The 13,589-nt window shown below is 70.1% G+C and carries 10 protein-coding genes; 7 read left to right on the top strand and 3 right to left on the bottom strand.

Annotated features, from left to right (window positions below):
- Nucleotides 1-85 precede the first annotated feature (85 nt).
- From BLV72_RS36470 to BLV72_RS36440, 7 genes are all read left to right on the top strand, one after another.
- Nucleotides 86-1,480 carry an FAD-binding oxidoreductase gene (locus BLV72_RS36470; RefSeq protein ID WP_093467751.1) on the top strand — a complete coding sequence of 465 codons (1,395 nt, stop codon included), beginning with the start codon at nt 86-88 and terminating at the stop codon, nt 1,478-1,480.
- A gap of 169 nt (nt 1,481-1,649) precedes the next feature.
- A complete protein-coding gene (locus tag BLV72_RS36465; RefSeq protein ID WP_093467750.1) occupies nt 1,650-2,381 on the top strand; it encodes a GntR family transcriptional regulator in 732 nt (243 codons plus the stop codon).
- A gap of 180 nt (nt 2,382-2,561) precedes the next feature.
- The gene (locus BLV72_RS36460) at nt 2,562-3,602 is read left to right on the top strand and encodes an ABC transporter substrate-binding protein (protein WP_208905840.1); all 1,041 of its coding nucleotides are present in this window, start codon (nt 2,562-2,564) and stop codon (nt 3,600-3,602) included.
- Complete coding sequence (locus BLV72_RS36455; protein WP_093467747.1) at nt 3,599-4,780, top strand: ABC transporter ATP-binding protein; 1,182 nt, start codon at nt 3,599-3,601, stop codon at nt 4,778-4,780. The genes BLV72_RS36460 and BLV72_RS36455 overlap by 4 nt, the downstream gene beginning before the upstream one ends.
- The gene (locus BLV72_RS36450; protein ID WP_208905838.1) at nt 4,741-5,664 is read left to right on the top strand and encodes an ABC transporter permease; all 924 of its coding nucleotides are present in this window, start codon (nt 4,741-4,743) and stop codon (nt 5,662-5,664) included. Before BLV72_RS36455 ends, BLV72_RS36450 begins: the two co-directional genes overlap by 40 nt.
- Nucleotides 5,661-6,548 carry an ABC transporter permease gene (locus tag BLV72_RS36445; RefSeq protein ID WP_208905836.1) on the top strand — a complete coding sequence of 296 codons (888 nt, stop codon included), beginning with the start codon at nt 5,661-5,663 and terminating at the stop codon, nt 6,546-6,548. The genes BLV72_RS36450 and BLV72_RS36445 overlap by 4 nt, the downstream gene beginning before the upstream one ends.
- Nucleotides 6,549-6,596: 48 nt before the next feature.
- Complete coding sequence (locus tag BLV72_RS36440) at nt 6,597-7,910, top strand: NAD(P)/FAD-dependent oxidoreductase (protein WP_208905835.1); 1,314 nt, start codon at nt 6,597-6,599, stop codon at nt 7,908-7,910.
- On the opposite strand, the gene BLV72_RS36435 is transcribed toward BLV72_RS36440, so the two are convergent.
- Genes BLV72_RS36435 through BLV72_RS36425 form a run of 3 tightly spaced genes read right to left on the bottom strand, consistent with a single transcriptional unit; the run spans nt 7,867 to nt 13,391 of the window.
- Nucleotides 7,867-9,081 carry an SGNH/GDSL hydrolase family protein gene (locus tag BLV72_RS36435; protein WP_093467745.1) on the bottom strand — a complete coding sequence of 405 codons (1,215 nt, stop codon included), beginning with the start codon at nt 9,079-9,081 and terminating at the stop codon, nt 7,867-7,869. The two genes, BLV72_RS36440 and BLV72_RS36435, sit on opposite strands and share 44 nt — an antisense overlap.
- Entirely contained in the window at nt 9,078-11,501 is a 2,424-nt protein-coding gene (locus tag BLV72_RS36430) for a glycosyl hydrolase family 95 catalytic domain-containing protein (protein WP_167746456.1), read from the bottom strand. Before BLV72_RS36430 ends, BLV72_RS36435 begins: the two co-directional genes overlap by 4 nt.
- Before the next feature lie 60 nt (nt 11,502-11,561).
- A complete protein-coding gene (locus BLV72_RS36425) occupies nt 11,562-13,391 on the bottom strand; it encodes an alpha-galactosidase D (RefSeq protein ID WP_093467744.1) in 1,830 nt (609 codons plus the stop codon).
- Nucleotides 13,392-13,589 lie beyond the last annotated feature (198 nt).

The raw sequence follows: 13,589 nt of genomic DNA, 5'->3' as shown, positions 1-13,589 counted from the left end.
GCCGAACCTGATGTCCCACGATGGGATTGGTGCCACCGCGTGGTCTCCGGCTCACGCACATATTGATGTACCTATGGAGCAAGGCATGACAGTCACCTCGCAGACTCAGCAGAGGGCGGTAGCTGCGCTGAAGGAGCGCCTGCCTGTCGATCGGGTCCTCACCGCGGGTCCCGAGTACACGGCGGGCACCGCGCTCTGGAATGGCGCGGTCACCTTCCGGCCCGCGATTCTGCTGCGCTGCACATCGACCGCCGAGGTACAGACAGGAGTCCGGACCGCTCGGGAGTTCGGGTTGCCGCTCTCGGTGCGGGGCGGAGGCCACGACTGGGCGGGACGTGCCCTCAGCGACCAGGGGCTGACGCTGGATCTGACCCCGATGTCCTCGGTGCACGTCGATGTGGGGGCCCGCCGGGCGACCGTTGCGGGAGGGGCCAGGACGAACCATGTGCTCGCCGCCGCCGACCCGTACGGCATGGTCGCCGCCACCGGCACCGTCGGCACCGTGGGCATGGCCGGGCTGACCCTGGGCGGCGGCTACGGCCCGTTGGGCGGCCGATTCGGCCTCGCCGCGGACAACTTGGCGGGTGCCGAGGTCGTGCTGGCCGACGGATCCGTCGTGTGGGCCGACGCCGAGCACGAACCGGATCTGTTCTGGGCGCTGCGCGGCGGAGGTGGCAACTTCGGCGTGGTGACGTCCATGGAGATCCGGCTGCATACGGTGCCCGCCGTGGTCACCGGGATGGTGCTCTATCCGTTGCGGCAGGCCCCGAAGGTCTTCGCACGGCTGGGGGCACTCCTCGCGGACTGCCCGGACGAGTTGACGGTGCAGACCGGAATCATCAACGGGCCCGACGGGGCACCGATGGCCATGCTGTGGCCGACCTGGTCCGGCGAACCGGCCGTCGGCACGGATCCATCCGGTCCGGTACAGCGGCTGACGCGCCTGGGCACCCCCGCGGTGGCCGAGTTCGAGACCGGTTCGTTCGCGACCGCGATAGCCGCACGGGACACGATGTTCCCGAACGGGCGGCACGTCAGCCTCCGTACGCGCTCCCTCCCCCGCCACACCCCCGAGGTGGTGGACGCCCTGGTGCAAGGCGCCAAGACGATGACCTCACCCCTGTCGGCCTTCTCGGTGCACCACTTCCACGGAGCGGCCGCCCGCGTCCCCTGGGAGGAGACGGCCTTCGCGCTGCGCAAGCCCCATATGATGGCCGAGGTCCTCGCCGTGTGGACGCCGGAGACGGACGGCGGCCGGCACACGGCCTGGGCCGATGCCGCCTCGGCGGCGCTGGAGCCACATGCCTTCGCCGGCGGCTACGCGAACCTGCTGGGGCCCGATGCCACGGACCAGATCCCTCACGTCTTCGGTGGCAACACCGCCCGGCTGCTCGCGGTGAAGGACACCGTCGACCCGGACGGCGTGTTCCGGGGGATTCCCCTGCCGATGGCGGAGCCCCGCGCGCTGAGCCACAGGTGACGTAGGGCCGGAGGCCCTGGTAAGCGGCTGACGCCGGGGCCCGTCTCCCACCCCCAACCGCGTTGCGGAGACGTTTCCCGCCGCGTCCGGCGAGGAGGATGCGTTACGGCCCTACGTCATATCCATCCAACGTATTGACATAGCAATTGATAGAGATCACCCTCTTCGCATGGCCGAACGTGACCTCCCGCTGTACGAGCAGATCCGCAGGGAGCTGGAGGGAAACATCCGGGACGGCCGGTGGGGACCCGGGACCCGGGTACCCACCGAAGCCGAGCTCGGAGAACAGTTCGGCGTCTCGCGAATCACCGTGCAGCGCGCGCTGCGCGACCTCGCGGACGCCGGGCTGGTCGTCCGGTACCGCAGGCACGGCACGTTTGTCGCACAGACCACCGATGAGGAGAACCTGCTCCGCTCCGCGGGCGTGCTGACCAGCGGGCCGGAAACCCACGGCGACCACCGGGTGATCAGCGCCAAGGTCCTGCCCGCGGGCGGCGCGGCCCTGCGGCTGCCCGGCCTGGACGACAACGACGCCGTCGTACAACTCGATCGCCACAAGCTGAGCGCGGACGGCAGCCGCGTGACCGGCACGGAGCTCGCCGTGCTGCCCTTCCGGTTCGCCCCCGACCTGCTGGACCAGGACCTGGTCACCATCACGAGCCATATGTACCTCCGCGACCGCGGAGTGCCCCTGCAACGTTCACGGCTCTACGTGGAGCCGTACGCCCTGGACGAGGAGCATGCCGGGCTCTTCGGCCTGAAACCGGGTACCGCGGTCTTCCGCTGGCTGCGCGTCACCTGGGCGGAGAACGACGAGGTGGTCGAACACCTCGAAATCATCCTGCCGACCGACACTTCCCGCTTCTACGTGGAGACCTCGCTCCCCGGCCCGCTCGGCTGACCCCGTTCGCCTCCGTATCTCTCTCTTTCCTCGTCCCCCTCGCGCACTGCGCGACGCCCGGATCCCCCATCGCTTCACCCTCCCTCCCGCCTCCTCCGGTCGCGGGAACGGCACTTCCATCCCTCATCGCAGGAGGTAGCCATGGATTCCCCCCGATCAGCCCTGCCAGCCCTGTGTGCCGTGTCCAGTGCCCTCGCTCTCACCGTCGCACTCACCGGCTGTGGCTCTCCCCATCCCTCAGCCGGTGGCGGCAGCGGGGGCGCCTTGGTGGTGGCCGGCTACGGCGGCTCGTTCGAGACGGCGTTCCGCGACTCGGTACTGCCCGCGTTCGAGAAGAGCTGCGGCTGCAAGGTCACCTATATCCCCGGCTCCTCCACCGACACCGTCGCCAAACTCAAGGCGCAGCGTGCCAACCCGCAGATCGACGTCGCGCTGGTCGACGACGGTCCCCAGGCGCAGGCACTGGAGGCCGGACTGCTCGCGTCGATCGACACCAAGGTGGTGCCGGTGGACGATGTGGTGCCGATCGCCCGGATGGAGAACAACTCGGGGGTGGGATTCGGGCTGACGGCCACGGGCATCGCCTACAACCCCGAGTGGTTCGAGGATCACGGCATCCCCAAGCCCACCACCTGGGAGGACCTGGCCAACCCCAAGCTGAAGGACAAGGTGGTCCTTCCGTCGATCACCAACACCTACGGGGTGGGGCTGCTGGTCGGCGCGGCCAAGGCGAACGGAGGCTCGGAGAAGGACGTCGACCCCGGCCTCACGGCGGTCAAGAAGATCGCCCGGAACGCGGCGACGTTCGACACCACCGCCGATGTGTCCAACTACTTCCTCCAGGGCCAGGCCGCCGCCTCGGTGTGGGGGGTGTCGCGGACCTCGACGCTCGCGGAGAAGGACTTCCCGATCGAGTTCGCCTACCCGAAGGACGGTGCCATCGGCCTGGTGACCACGGCGAACGTGGTGAAGAAGGCACCGCATGAGGAGGTGGCCCAAAAGTTCGTCGCCCATCTGCTGGAGCCGTCCGTCCAGCAGGCACTGGCCAAGGCGACCTACGACGGCTCGGTGGTCAAGGGCGTCAAGGAGGACCCCGCTCTGAAGAACAAGGTCGTCAGCGCCGACAAGGTGGACTCCCTGCTGAGGCTCGACTGGAAGACCATCAACAAGAACCGCTCCGCCTGGACCGACCAGTGGAACAAGCAGGTGGAGAGCAAGTGACCGCGGGGACGGAAACCGTGGGCAAGGAGGCCGCACCGGCCGGCCCGGACACCGCCGCACGGGCAGGAAGTAGCCGCGGGCGGCTGGTTCTCCAGGGGATCCACAAGGCCCTGGGCGGCAAGGAGGTCGTACGCGGTATCGACCTGACGATGGAGCCCGGGGAGTTCCTCACCCTGCTCGGTCCGTCGGGCTGTGGCAAGAGCACCACGCTGAACATGGTGGCGGGCCATTTGCTGCCCGACTCCGGCGTGGTGGAGGTGGACGGCCGCGACATCACACGGCTCCCCGCGAACCGGCGGGCCATGGGCATGGTCTTCCAGTCCTACGCCCTGTTCCCGCATATGACGGTGGCGGAGAACATCGCGTTCGGCCTGCGGATGCGCAAGGTCGGGGCCGCCCAGCGCAGGCGCAGGGCGGCCGAGGCCCTGGAGCTGGTGGGGCTCGACGGCATGGGCGAGCGCTATCCGCGCCAGCTCTCCGGCGGGCAGCGCCAGCGCACGGCCCTGGCCAGGGCGCTGATCGTGGAACCCGACCTGCTGCTGCTCGACGAGCCGTTCTCCAACCTCGACGCCCAGCTCAGGGTGCGCCTGCGCGAGGAGGTCGCCGCCCTCCAGCGCCGGGTGGGCACCACCACGATTCTGGTCACCCACGATCAGGACGAGGCGCTCGCGGTGTCGGACCGGATCGCGGTGATGGCCGAGGGGACGATCCATCAGCTGGACGCTCCGGAGACCGTGTATCTGCGTCCGGCCACGGACTTCGTGGCGCAGTTCGTCGGCGAGGTCAATGTGCTCGACGGGATCGCGGCGGGGGCCGCCGCCGAAGGGCACCGCTGCCGGATCGGTGACGCGCATCTCGTCATGGCGACATCGGTCGGCACCGCGCCGGGCGACGGGGAGGCGGTACGGCTCTATGTGCGGCCCGAGGCCGTGCGGGTGCTGGCCGCATCCGAGGAGGGCCGCTCGGACCGGACACCGGCCGATACGACGGCGCAGCCGGGACTGCCCGGCACCGTCGAGGCCACCCGTTTCCTCGGAACCCGCATCCGCTGCGTCGTGGCCACGGCCGCGGGACGCGTCGAGGCCACACTGCCGTTCGGTTCCGAGGTGCCCAGGCTGGGCGAGGAGGTGATCTGCGCATGGCAGCCACAGCACGCATCGCTGACGGCCCGGCCCTGAGGCCCGACGACTCCGCGCCGACCCCGAAGGTTTCCCAGAAGGACACGGCGCGCGGCCCCTGGCGCACCGGGCTGCTGCTGGCCTCCCCCGCCATCGCCGTGCTCGCCCTGCTCTTCATCGCACCGCTGTTCATGCTGGTGTACAACAGCTTCCGCACCCAGGCGGGCGACCCCACTCTGCAGAACTACACACGGTTCCTCGGGGACTCCTTCTACCGGGACGTGCTGTGGCACACCCTGTGGATCGGCGCGCTGACCACCCTCGGCTGCCTCGTCGTGGGCTACCCGTTCGCCGTCTATCTGCGCGGACGCTCGCCCAGGGCGCGCAACTACCTCTCCCTCGTGCTGCTGTCGCCACTGCTCATCTCCATGGTGACCAGGGCATACGGGTGGCTGGTGCTGCTCGGGCCGAAGGGACCGATCGCGGACGGGTTCCACGCCGTGGGCCTGGACGCGCCGAAGATGCTGTACAACGACACCGCGGTCGTCGTCGGCATGGTGCATGTGATGCTCGCCTATATGGTGCTGCCCCTGATGGGCAGCCTGGACCGGATCGACCCGGCCCTCACGCCCGCGGCCAAGGGCCTGGGGGCGAGCGGCTGGACCTGCTTCTGGCGGATCACCGTCCCGCTGTCCTTGCCGGGGATGCTCGCCGGTTCGCTGATCGTGTTCAGCCTGACCGTCTCCAGCTTCGTCACCCCGGCGATTCTGGGCGGGCCCACGGTGAAGCTGATGCCGTACTTCGTCTACACCGAGGCGACGTCCAACCTGAACTGGCCGTACGCGGCGGCGATCGGCTTCGTGCTGATCGTGGTGACGACGATTCTGACGGCCGTGTACGCCCGGCTGCTGCGCGGGCGTGGCGGCAAGGAGGTGTTCGCGTGAACACGGCAACGGCAACCACCGCATCGACAGCGAACAAGGCGGCGGACGGGGCTGAGGGCAAACCCATCGCCCCGGGCGTGGGCGAGCGCGCGAGGCGCCTGCTCGGGGCCGCGTTCGCCGCCCTCGTCGGGCTGTTCCTGCTGGCTCCCGTGCTCGTGACCATCGCCTCGTCGCTCACCACGACCAGCTATGTCACCTTCCCGCCCAAGGGGCTGACCCTGCACTGGTACGCGGAGCTGCTGAACCGGCCCGAGTTCCTGGACTCTTTCCTGCTCAGCATCGGCGTGGCGGCGGGAGCGGCCGTGGTGTCCACGGCGCTGGGGCTCGCGGCGGGGCTGGCCATCCACCGCTACCCGTTCCCGGGGAAGTCGGTGCTGGACAGGCTGTTCTCGAGTGCGTTCGCCGTGCCGACGATCGTGCTCGGCATCGGGCTGCTCCAGTGGTACGCCCAGCTCGGCATGGCGTCCAGCCCGCTCACCCTGCTGCTGGCGCACCTGGTCCTGACCGTCCCGTACACGGTGCGCCTGGTCCTGGCCGGTCTCGCCGGGCTCGACCGGTCGGCTGAGCTGGCGGCCGCCGGTCTGGGTGCGAAGGCGCCGCAGGTGTTCTGGCATGTGACACTGCCCGCGGTGCGCGGGCCACTGATCGCGGGGGCGTTCTTCGCCCTGATCACGTCCTTCGACGACCTGACGATCGCGCTGTTCGTGGTGACCACGGACATGCAGACCCTGCCGGTGCGGATCTTCAATTACCTCCAGTACAACTACGACCCGACCGTGACCGCCGTCGGCACCGTGATGGTGCTTTTCGCCGCGGTGGCCGTCGTCATCATCGAGCGCGTCGTCGGCGTCGCTCATCTCTTCGGGGCCGATCCCGAGCAGTGACCTTGTCCAGTGACCTCGTGTAGTGACCCCGTACTAAGGAGGATTCCCGTGCGAGTTGTGGTCATCGGAGCCGGAGTGGTGGGCGCGGCCGTGGCGGCGGAACTGGCCGCGCGTGGCGCCCGGGTCACCGTGCTCGAGGCGGATCACCCGGGAGCGGGTACCACCGCGAACTCGTTCGCCTGGATCAACAGCGCGAACAAGGAGCCGGAGCCGTACTTCGCGCTCAACCACGCCGGTATGCGCGCACACGACGAGCTGGCCGGGGAGGGCGCGCCGTGGTTCTTCCCCGCCGGGAACCTGGAGTGGGCGGTGACGGACCGGCACAAGGAGGTGCTGGCCGGGCGGGTGGCGCGGCTGACGGCCAGGGACTACCCGGTGGAGTGGATCACCGCGGAACAAGCCGGGAAGCTGGAGCCGGACCTCGCGGCGACACCGTCGGACGCCGTGTTCGCCTTCTTTCCTCATGAGGCGTACACACTGCCCGTGCTGCTGCTGTCCCGGCTGCTGGGCGCGGCCAGGGACCGGGGCGTGAGGGTGGTCGGCGGCGCCAGGGTGACCGCGATCGAGCACGGCCCGGCGGGCACGGCCGTGATCTGCGCCGACGGCGGCCGCTACGTGGCGGACACGGTGGTGAGCTGCGCGGGCCGGTGGACACAGGGCGTGGCCGAGCTGGCCGGTGCGCACGTCCCCATGGCCGACCCGGATCTCGCGGGCTCGACGACGGTCGGCTTCCTCGCCACCACCGCACCGACGGCCGCGCGCCTGTCCCGCGTCCTGACCGGCCCGCGGCTCAACGTCCGTCCCGACGGCGGTGGCCGTCTGCTGCTCCAGGCCCTGGACCTGGACGCGGCCGCGGACCCCGCCACGCCGTACGCGCCCGACGGCGAGATCGCCACCGACATGCTGGCCCGTCTGCCCGAGGTGCTGAACGCCGCCGAGGGCACCGTCGTGGAGAAGGTCCGGGTCGGCCAACGCGCCATGCCGGGCGACGGTTTCACGGTGGCGGGCTTCCCCGCCACCGACGTTCCGTTCTACGTGGTGGCGACCCATAGCGGCATCACCCTGGCCCCGCTGCTCGGTCGCCTGGTCGCGGACGAGCTCCACGGCCATGAGTCCCCCCTGCTGAAGGACTTCCGGCCGGGCCGCTTCACCTCGGGCGAGGTGCTGCCCCACCGCCTCCGGCACGCCGTCCGGGCGAGCAGTGAGACGGGCGCCCCGGTCCTCCGCGACGGCAGCGGCATGACCGGCGCATCCCAACGAGCCGGGTGGCCGGGCGCGGTGTTCCACCAGCCGCGCCCGGCCACTCACCGGCCCGGGTTCAGCCCGTGGAGCGCGGGCCGTCTGTGCAGTCGAGCGCCGTGAGGTCGATGGCATCGGCCATCGCCTGCATCCCCTTGTCGTTGGGGTGCAGATGGTCGCCGTTGTCGAGGAATGGCAGCACCCGCTCGAGGTCGTAGGGGCTGCGCAGGACGCGGTCGAAGTCGGTGACCGCGTCGAACTCGCCGCTGCCGCGGACGAAGGCGTTGACGTCCTGGCGTACCCGCTCGGCGGCCTCGTCCCATTCGGACCAGCCCTTGAAGGGGCCCACGGTGGCGCCGACCACGCACTTCCCGGCCGCGTGCGCCCGCGCGATGATCTGGCGATAGCCGTCGATCATGTCCGCGGCGGTGACACCGGTGTGCGCCTTGATGTCGTTGACCCCCTCGAAGAGGAACACGGTCCGCACGCCCGGGAGGGACAGCACGTCGCGGTCGAGCCGGTTCAGGGCGCTCTGCCCGGCGCCGTCGGCGAGGACCTTGTTGCCGGAGATCCCCTCGTTCGCCACTCCCCGGACGTCGGAGGCCGCCTTGTGCAACCGGCGCGCGAGATAGTCGGGCCAGCGGCGGTTGAGGTCGATGGTGGACTGCCAGCCGTCGGTGATGGAATCGCCGAGCGCCACCACGGCCCCGGTGGCGGCGGACGTGCGGACCGTGACGGCGTCGAGGTAGAACCAGGAGCCGGTGGTCTCCGTCCAGTGGGTGGCGCTCTCCTCTCCCGTGTGATCGCCCTGGGTCGTGTACGACGTCTGCATCGCCATCCCGTGCCCCGTGGCCGGACCGGCCGCGTCGGGGGTGTGGAGGCTGACGACCAGGTTGGTCGCGGCGGGCAGGCTGCCGGGCAGGGCGTCGCTGAGCACGGTCTCGCCCGCCGGGACGGTGACGGAGTGCCCGCCGCCGAAGGTCAGCCGCCGGTTGCTGCCCGGCTTCAGCTCGGCACCCGACTTCTGAACGCCGGCGTAGACGCTGTCGAGGGTCAGCGGCCGGTCGCCGAAGGCGTTGGAGAGACGGATGCGCAGATCGCTCCCGCCGACGCTGGTGTGCACGACCATCCGGTAGCCGCGGTCCGGTGTCCCCTCCCCCAGGCGATCCGCGCTCGCCGCCCAGGTGACGACGTCGTGCCGGCTGCCCGCCGCCTGGGCGGGGGTGGCGTGGAGGGCGGCGGCCGCGAGCAGTGCGGCGGCCGCGCCGCCGAGGGCGGCGCGGCGGACCGTCATCGGGCGAACCCGTTCAGCGTGTGGGACTCGCCGGGCGCCAGGCGGATCGTACGGGAGGTGCCGCCGTGGGCCACCGTCGTGGTGCGGCCGCCGACGCTGTGGATCCGGACCGACGTCGGCACCCCCCGCTTCCAGCGCAGATCGACGACGAAGCCGCCCCGCGCGGCCAATCCCGTCACCGAGCCGGAGGCGGCCCAGGCGTCGGGCAGGGCGGGAAGCAGCTCCAGGTGGCCGGGGCGGGAGTACAGCAGCATCTCGCTGATGGCGGCCGGGGTGCCGAAGTTGGCGTCGATCTGGAAGATGCCACGGCCCTTCTCGACCTCATAGATGTCGAACAGGTTGAACGCGGTGCCGTTGCTGCCGCCGATGGAGGGGCGGAGGTTGTTGGCGATGAGCTGGTATGCCTTGTCGGCGTTCTTCAGCCGCGTCCAGCACAGGGCGCGCCAGGCGTTGGCCCAGCCGAAGCTGTCCATGCCGCGCGCGGTGAGCAGGGCGGTGGCCCCGTCCACGATCTCCTGGGGAGTGGAGCCGTCGGGGCGGATGCGGTCGCCGGGGAACAGGCCGATCAGGACGGACAGATGGCGGTGGGTGGTCTCGCCGAGGTTGTCGGGGGACATCCACTCCTGGAGCCATCCGGACTTCGGGCTCACCTCCGGCAGGTACAGCTTCTTGCGCAGCGCGCTGATCGTGTCCGCGTAGTCGGTGTCCTTCTTCAGCTCGGCGGCCGCGGCGGCGAAGTTACCGAACAGCGCCCACACCAGCTCCTGGGAATAGGTGTTGCCCTTGGCGTCCTGCGGGCCGTGTTCGGGCGACCAGTCGCTGTCGTCGATCAGCACCTCCTTTGAGGTGCCGGGGAGGGTGGTGGTGAGCAGCCGCGCCTCCCAGAACTCACAGGCGCCCTTGAGCAGCGGGTAGACCTTCGCCAGATACTCCCGCGACTGGGTGTACTCGTAGTGCTCGTACAGGCTGTTGCTCAGCCAGGCGTTGCCCGCGGGATGCCACCACCAGCCGCTTCCACCGTGGATGTTGGTGGAGAAGGCCACGGCCCAGCCGCCGACCTTCCCGGTGGAATTGCGGTAGCGGTTGCGGGGATCGTTGAAGAGGTCGTGGGTGAGCTCGGTCCAGGACGGGAGCTGGGCGAGGCAATAGTCGGCGAAGGCGTCGAAGCACGCGGACAGGCCCGCCCGGTCGGCCATCCAGTAGTTCATCTGGATGTTGATGTCGGTGTGGTAGTCGCCCATCCAGTCCGGGTCGTTGCCGTCCAGCCACAGGCCCTGGAGGTTCAGGGGCAGGCTGTCGCGCGAGCCGGAGATCATCAGGTAGCGGCTGTACTGGAGGTAGGCGGCCTCCAGTTCGGGGTCGGGCACACCGTCCCGGGCGCGTGCCGTGAGGCGCTGCCAGGTGTCCAGGGATCGCTGGGTGTCCGTGGAGGTGCCGAGTGAGAGGGTGAACTTCTCGTACAGGCCGCGGTAGTCGGCGATATGGGTGCGCCGCAGGGTGTCCGCGGAGTGCTGGGCGGCGGCGTGGACCTTCGTACGGGCCAGCTTCTCGGGGTCGAGGGAGGGGTCGCGGTACTCGCGCTCGGCGTCGGGCACATAGTTGGTGCCGCCGCTGACCACCACCGTGAGGTCCTTGCAGCCGGAGAAGTCGATGCGTGTGCCGTTGACCCGGACCCGGCCGCCGCTGCCGTATGCCGTGACCGCCGCGCCGTACCGCAGCCCGCCCGGGAAGGAGGCGCCGAACGACTCGGCGTTCGACGCCTTTTCGCCGTGGGTGCCCCCCAGGGTGATGGTGCCGGTGTAGTGGCCGCCGCCGCTCTGTGTGAAGTGCAGGACGATCGCGTCGTCGGGGTGGCTGGCGAAGACCTGGCGCCGGTAGGTGACACCCGAGCGGACGTAGGAGCTGGTGACCAGTCCCTGCGCGAGGTCGAGGCTGCGGCGGTAGCCGTTGACGCCGGACAGGTCGTGGTCGGGGATGTCCACGGTGAGCCGGGCGAGCAGGGTGAAGGAGCCGAAGTCGCCCCGACCATAGGGGAATTGGCCGTCGGCGTCGAGGGTGTCGTTGAGGCCGCCGGTCCACATCGTGGCGTCGGTGATCAGCAGGAGTTCACGGCCGGGGTCGTTGCTCGCGAGGGCGCCGAGGCGGCCGTTGCCGACCGGCAGGCCCTGCTCGATCAGGGAGCCCTCGTCGCCGGGGGCCTGCCACCACAGCTGGTCGTGTGAGGTGCCGGTGAGCGGCGGGGTGTCGGCGGGGCGCCGGGGCGCGGCGGAGGCGGTGAAGGCGGGCAGGGCGCCGAGAGCGGCGGTGAGACCGGCGGTCGCCGCGAGGGACAGCGCGGTTCTTCTGCTGGGGTCACTCCCGGGGGCTCTACCGGGCTCTCTGCTGGGGTCACTGCCGACGTCGGTCGGGCGGGGGTTCATGGCGGCTCCAAGCGTCTGAGATCGGCGCGGGGGCCCGGCCGGGGCCGGGCCCCCGCGGGTTCAGGAGGACTTCGGTACGTCGATCCGGTCGATGTCCGGCGCGTAGCCGGAACCGCTGTCGAAGGTGATGGTGTTGGAGCCGTCCTTGAGCGCCACCGGTACGTGGACACTGCTGACGGTGGACCAGTCGCCGGTCGAGGGGAAGGCGTGGCTCGTGGCGCCGCCGCCGTTGGCCGAGACGGCGACGGAGCGGGCGTCACCGCTGATGTAGGCGACCTTGATCTGGTAGGTGCCGGCCTTGTCGACGACCACGTTGTTGAGGGTCAGCTTGCCGCCGGTGTAGAGGTTGCCGACCTTGTGGCCGTCGGAGCAGGCCGGGCAGTCGGCGACGGAGGCGTTGCCGCTGAGGGTGTTCGCGGACGACTCGGCCTCGATGCCGGTCCAGGTGAGCGCGTCACCGCGCGGGGTGACCGTGAAGAGGCGGGAGCCGTGGGCGGGCAGGGCCTGGGTGATCTTGTCCTTGTGGCTGCCGAGGCTCTCGTGGTTCCACAGATCCCGGACCGCGGCCTTGCCGGTGAAGCCGAGCGTCGACCAGTCGGCGGTCACCGAGGCGGGCTTGTCGGCGAGGTTGAACAGGGCGACCGTGTAGGTGCCGTCGCTGTTCTTCGCGGCCCACACCTGCTGCGGGTCGGACGGGGTGACCGGCTTCGCGGGCGCGTCGCCGCTCTGGTTGACGGCGATGACCTCTCGGTTGGTCAGCAGGGACAGGCCGTAGGAGTCCAGCCTGGTCAGGTCGTCGCCGGTGTAGAGCGGGGACTTGGCGATGGCCCACAACGTGGCGTAGCTCTGCCGCTCGGCCTTGGTCAGGCCGTCCATCTCGCCGTTGCCCACGTCGAGGGAGTCGAGGTCGTTCCAGCCGCCGGGGCCGGCGTGCCGGGTCCAGGCGGGGGCGTCGCTCCAGCGGTCGTCCACGGAGTTTTCCCAGCTGACGAGCGTGTTGCAGTAGCACTCGACGTCGGTGTCGATGCGCCAGCCGTTGGAGTACTTCTCCCAGTCGGCGGCATGTCCGATGTCCAGGGACCAGGACAGTTCCAGATGGATGGGGCGGCCGGTGGCGGCGATCGCCTTCTGCCAGGCGGCCACGTCGGCGACGTTGTTGTAGTTGTCGCCACTCTTGAAGGAGCCCGGGCCCACACCGTCGAGCTTGAGGAAGTCATAGCCCCAGTCTGCGAACAGCTGGGCCTGGGAGTCGATGTACTTCTGTGCGCAGGGACGGGAGAAATCGATCTTGTACGCGCTGTCCCAGCCATTGGTGGTGCGCAGGTCGTCGTAGACGATGTCGGCGGTGGTGCAGCCCTCGGCCTTCCAGATCGGCACCTTGCCCCCGCCGTACGCCTCCTTCTCCAGGCCGACGGGCAGGTAGATACCGGCCTTGAGACCCTTGGAGTGGATATGGTCGGCGACCGACTTCATACCGCTGGGGAAGCGCACCGGATCGGCCTTCTGCCGGCCGTACTCGTCGAACTCGGGCGTCCACCCGTAGTCGCGCCACCAGCCGGCGTCGATGTTGACGTACTCGTAGCCGTATTTCTTCAGCTTGGCGGCCATGGCGTCGGTCTGCTTGAGGACGTTCGCCTCGGTGAGGTAGCTGTAGTCGCCGTTCGGGTTGAGACCCGGGTACTTCGATGACTGCATGCTCCAACTGGTCCAGCCCATATAGGGCTTGGCGGCGACAGTGGCCGAGGCCGCCGGGGATGCCGGGGCGGCCTTGTTGTCGCCGGGCTGTGCCTGCGCCGCCGGGATGGCGGTGGCGAAGCCTGCGGCGAGGGCCATGACGACGACGGTTCTCAGACCGCGTACGGGCATGAGGGGGTACGAGGATGACCGCATGGGTCCTGCCTTCTGGAGGTGTGGTCCGGGGAAGGGGGTGGCGAGGGGGACGCGGCGGGGTTCGGGGAGACGGCGGCGAAGGCTCGGCCTTGCCCGAATTGAGGGTGAACGCGCCGGTGAACGGGCGTCGGGGCGGGCGAGGTAGTGGGCTCGCGGCCATTCGGGGAACGACAGCGCGATCGGGGCGGGGACGGGCGG

The sequence above is a fragment of the Streptomyces melanosporofaciens genome (assembly GCF_900105695.1).
In the GTDB taxonomy this organism is placed as follows: domain Bacteria; phylum Actinomycetota; class Actinomycetes; order Streptomycetales; family Streptomycetaceae; genus Streptomyces; species Streptomyces antimycoticus.
Note: the sequence above shows the minus strand (reverse complement) of the source record. Positions and strands in the feature narration are given on the sequence as shown.

Coding starts and splice junctions, on each gene's coding strand:
- BLV72_RS36450 (WP_208905838.1), top strand. CDS start 4,741: ATGGCAGCCACAGCACGCATCGCTGACGGCCCGGCCCTGAGGCCCGAC.
- BLV72_RS36470 (WP_093467751.1), top strand. CDS start 86: ATGACAGTCACCTCGCAGACTCAGCAGAGGGCGGTAGCTGCGCTGAAG.
- BLV72_RS36430 (WP_167746456.1), bottom strand. CDS start 11,501: ATGAACCCCCGCCCGACCGACGTCGGCAGTGACCCCAGCAGAGAGCCC.
- BLV72_RS36435 (WP_093467745.1), bottom strand. CDS start 9,081: ATGACGGTCCGCCGCGCCGCCCTCGGCGGCGCGGCCGCCGCACTGCTC.
- BLV72_RS36465 (WP_093467750.1), top strand. CDS start 1,650: ATGGCCGAACGTGACCTCCCGCTGTACGAGCAGATCCGCAGGGAGCTG.
- BLV72_RS36425 (WP_093467744.1), bottom strand. CDS start 13,391: ATGCGGTCATCCTCGTACCCCCTCATGCCCGTACGCGGTCTGAGAACC.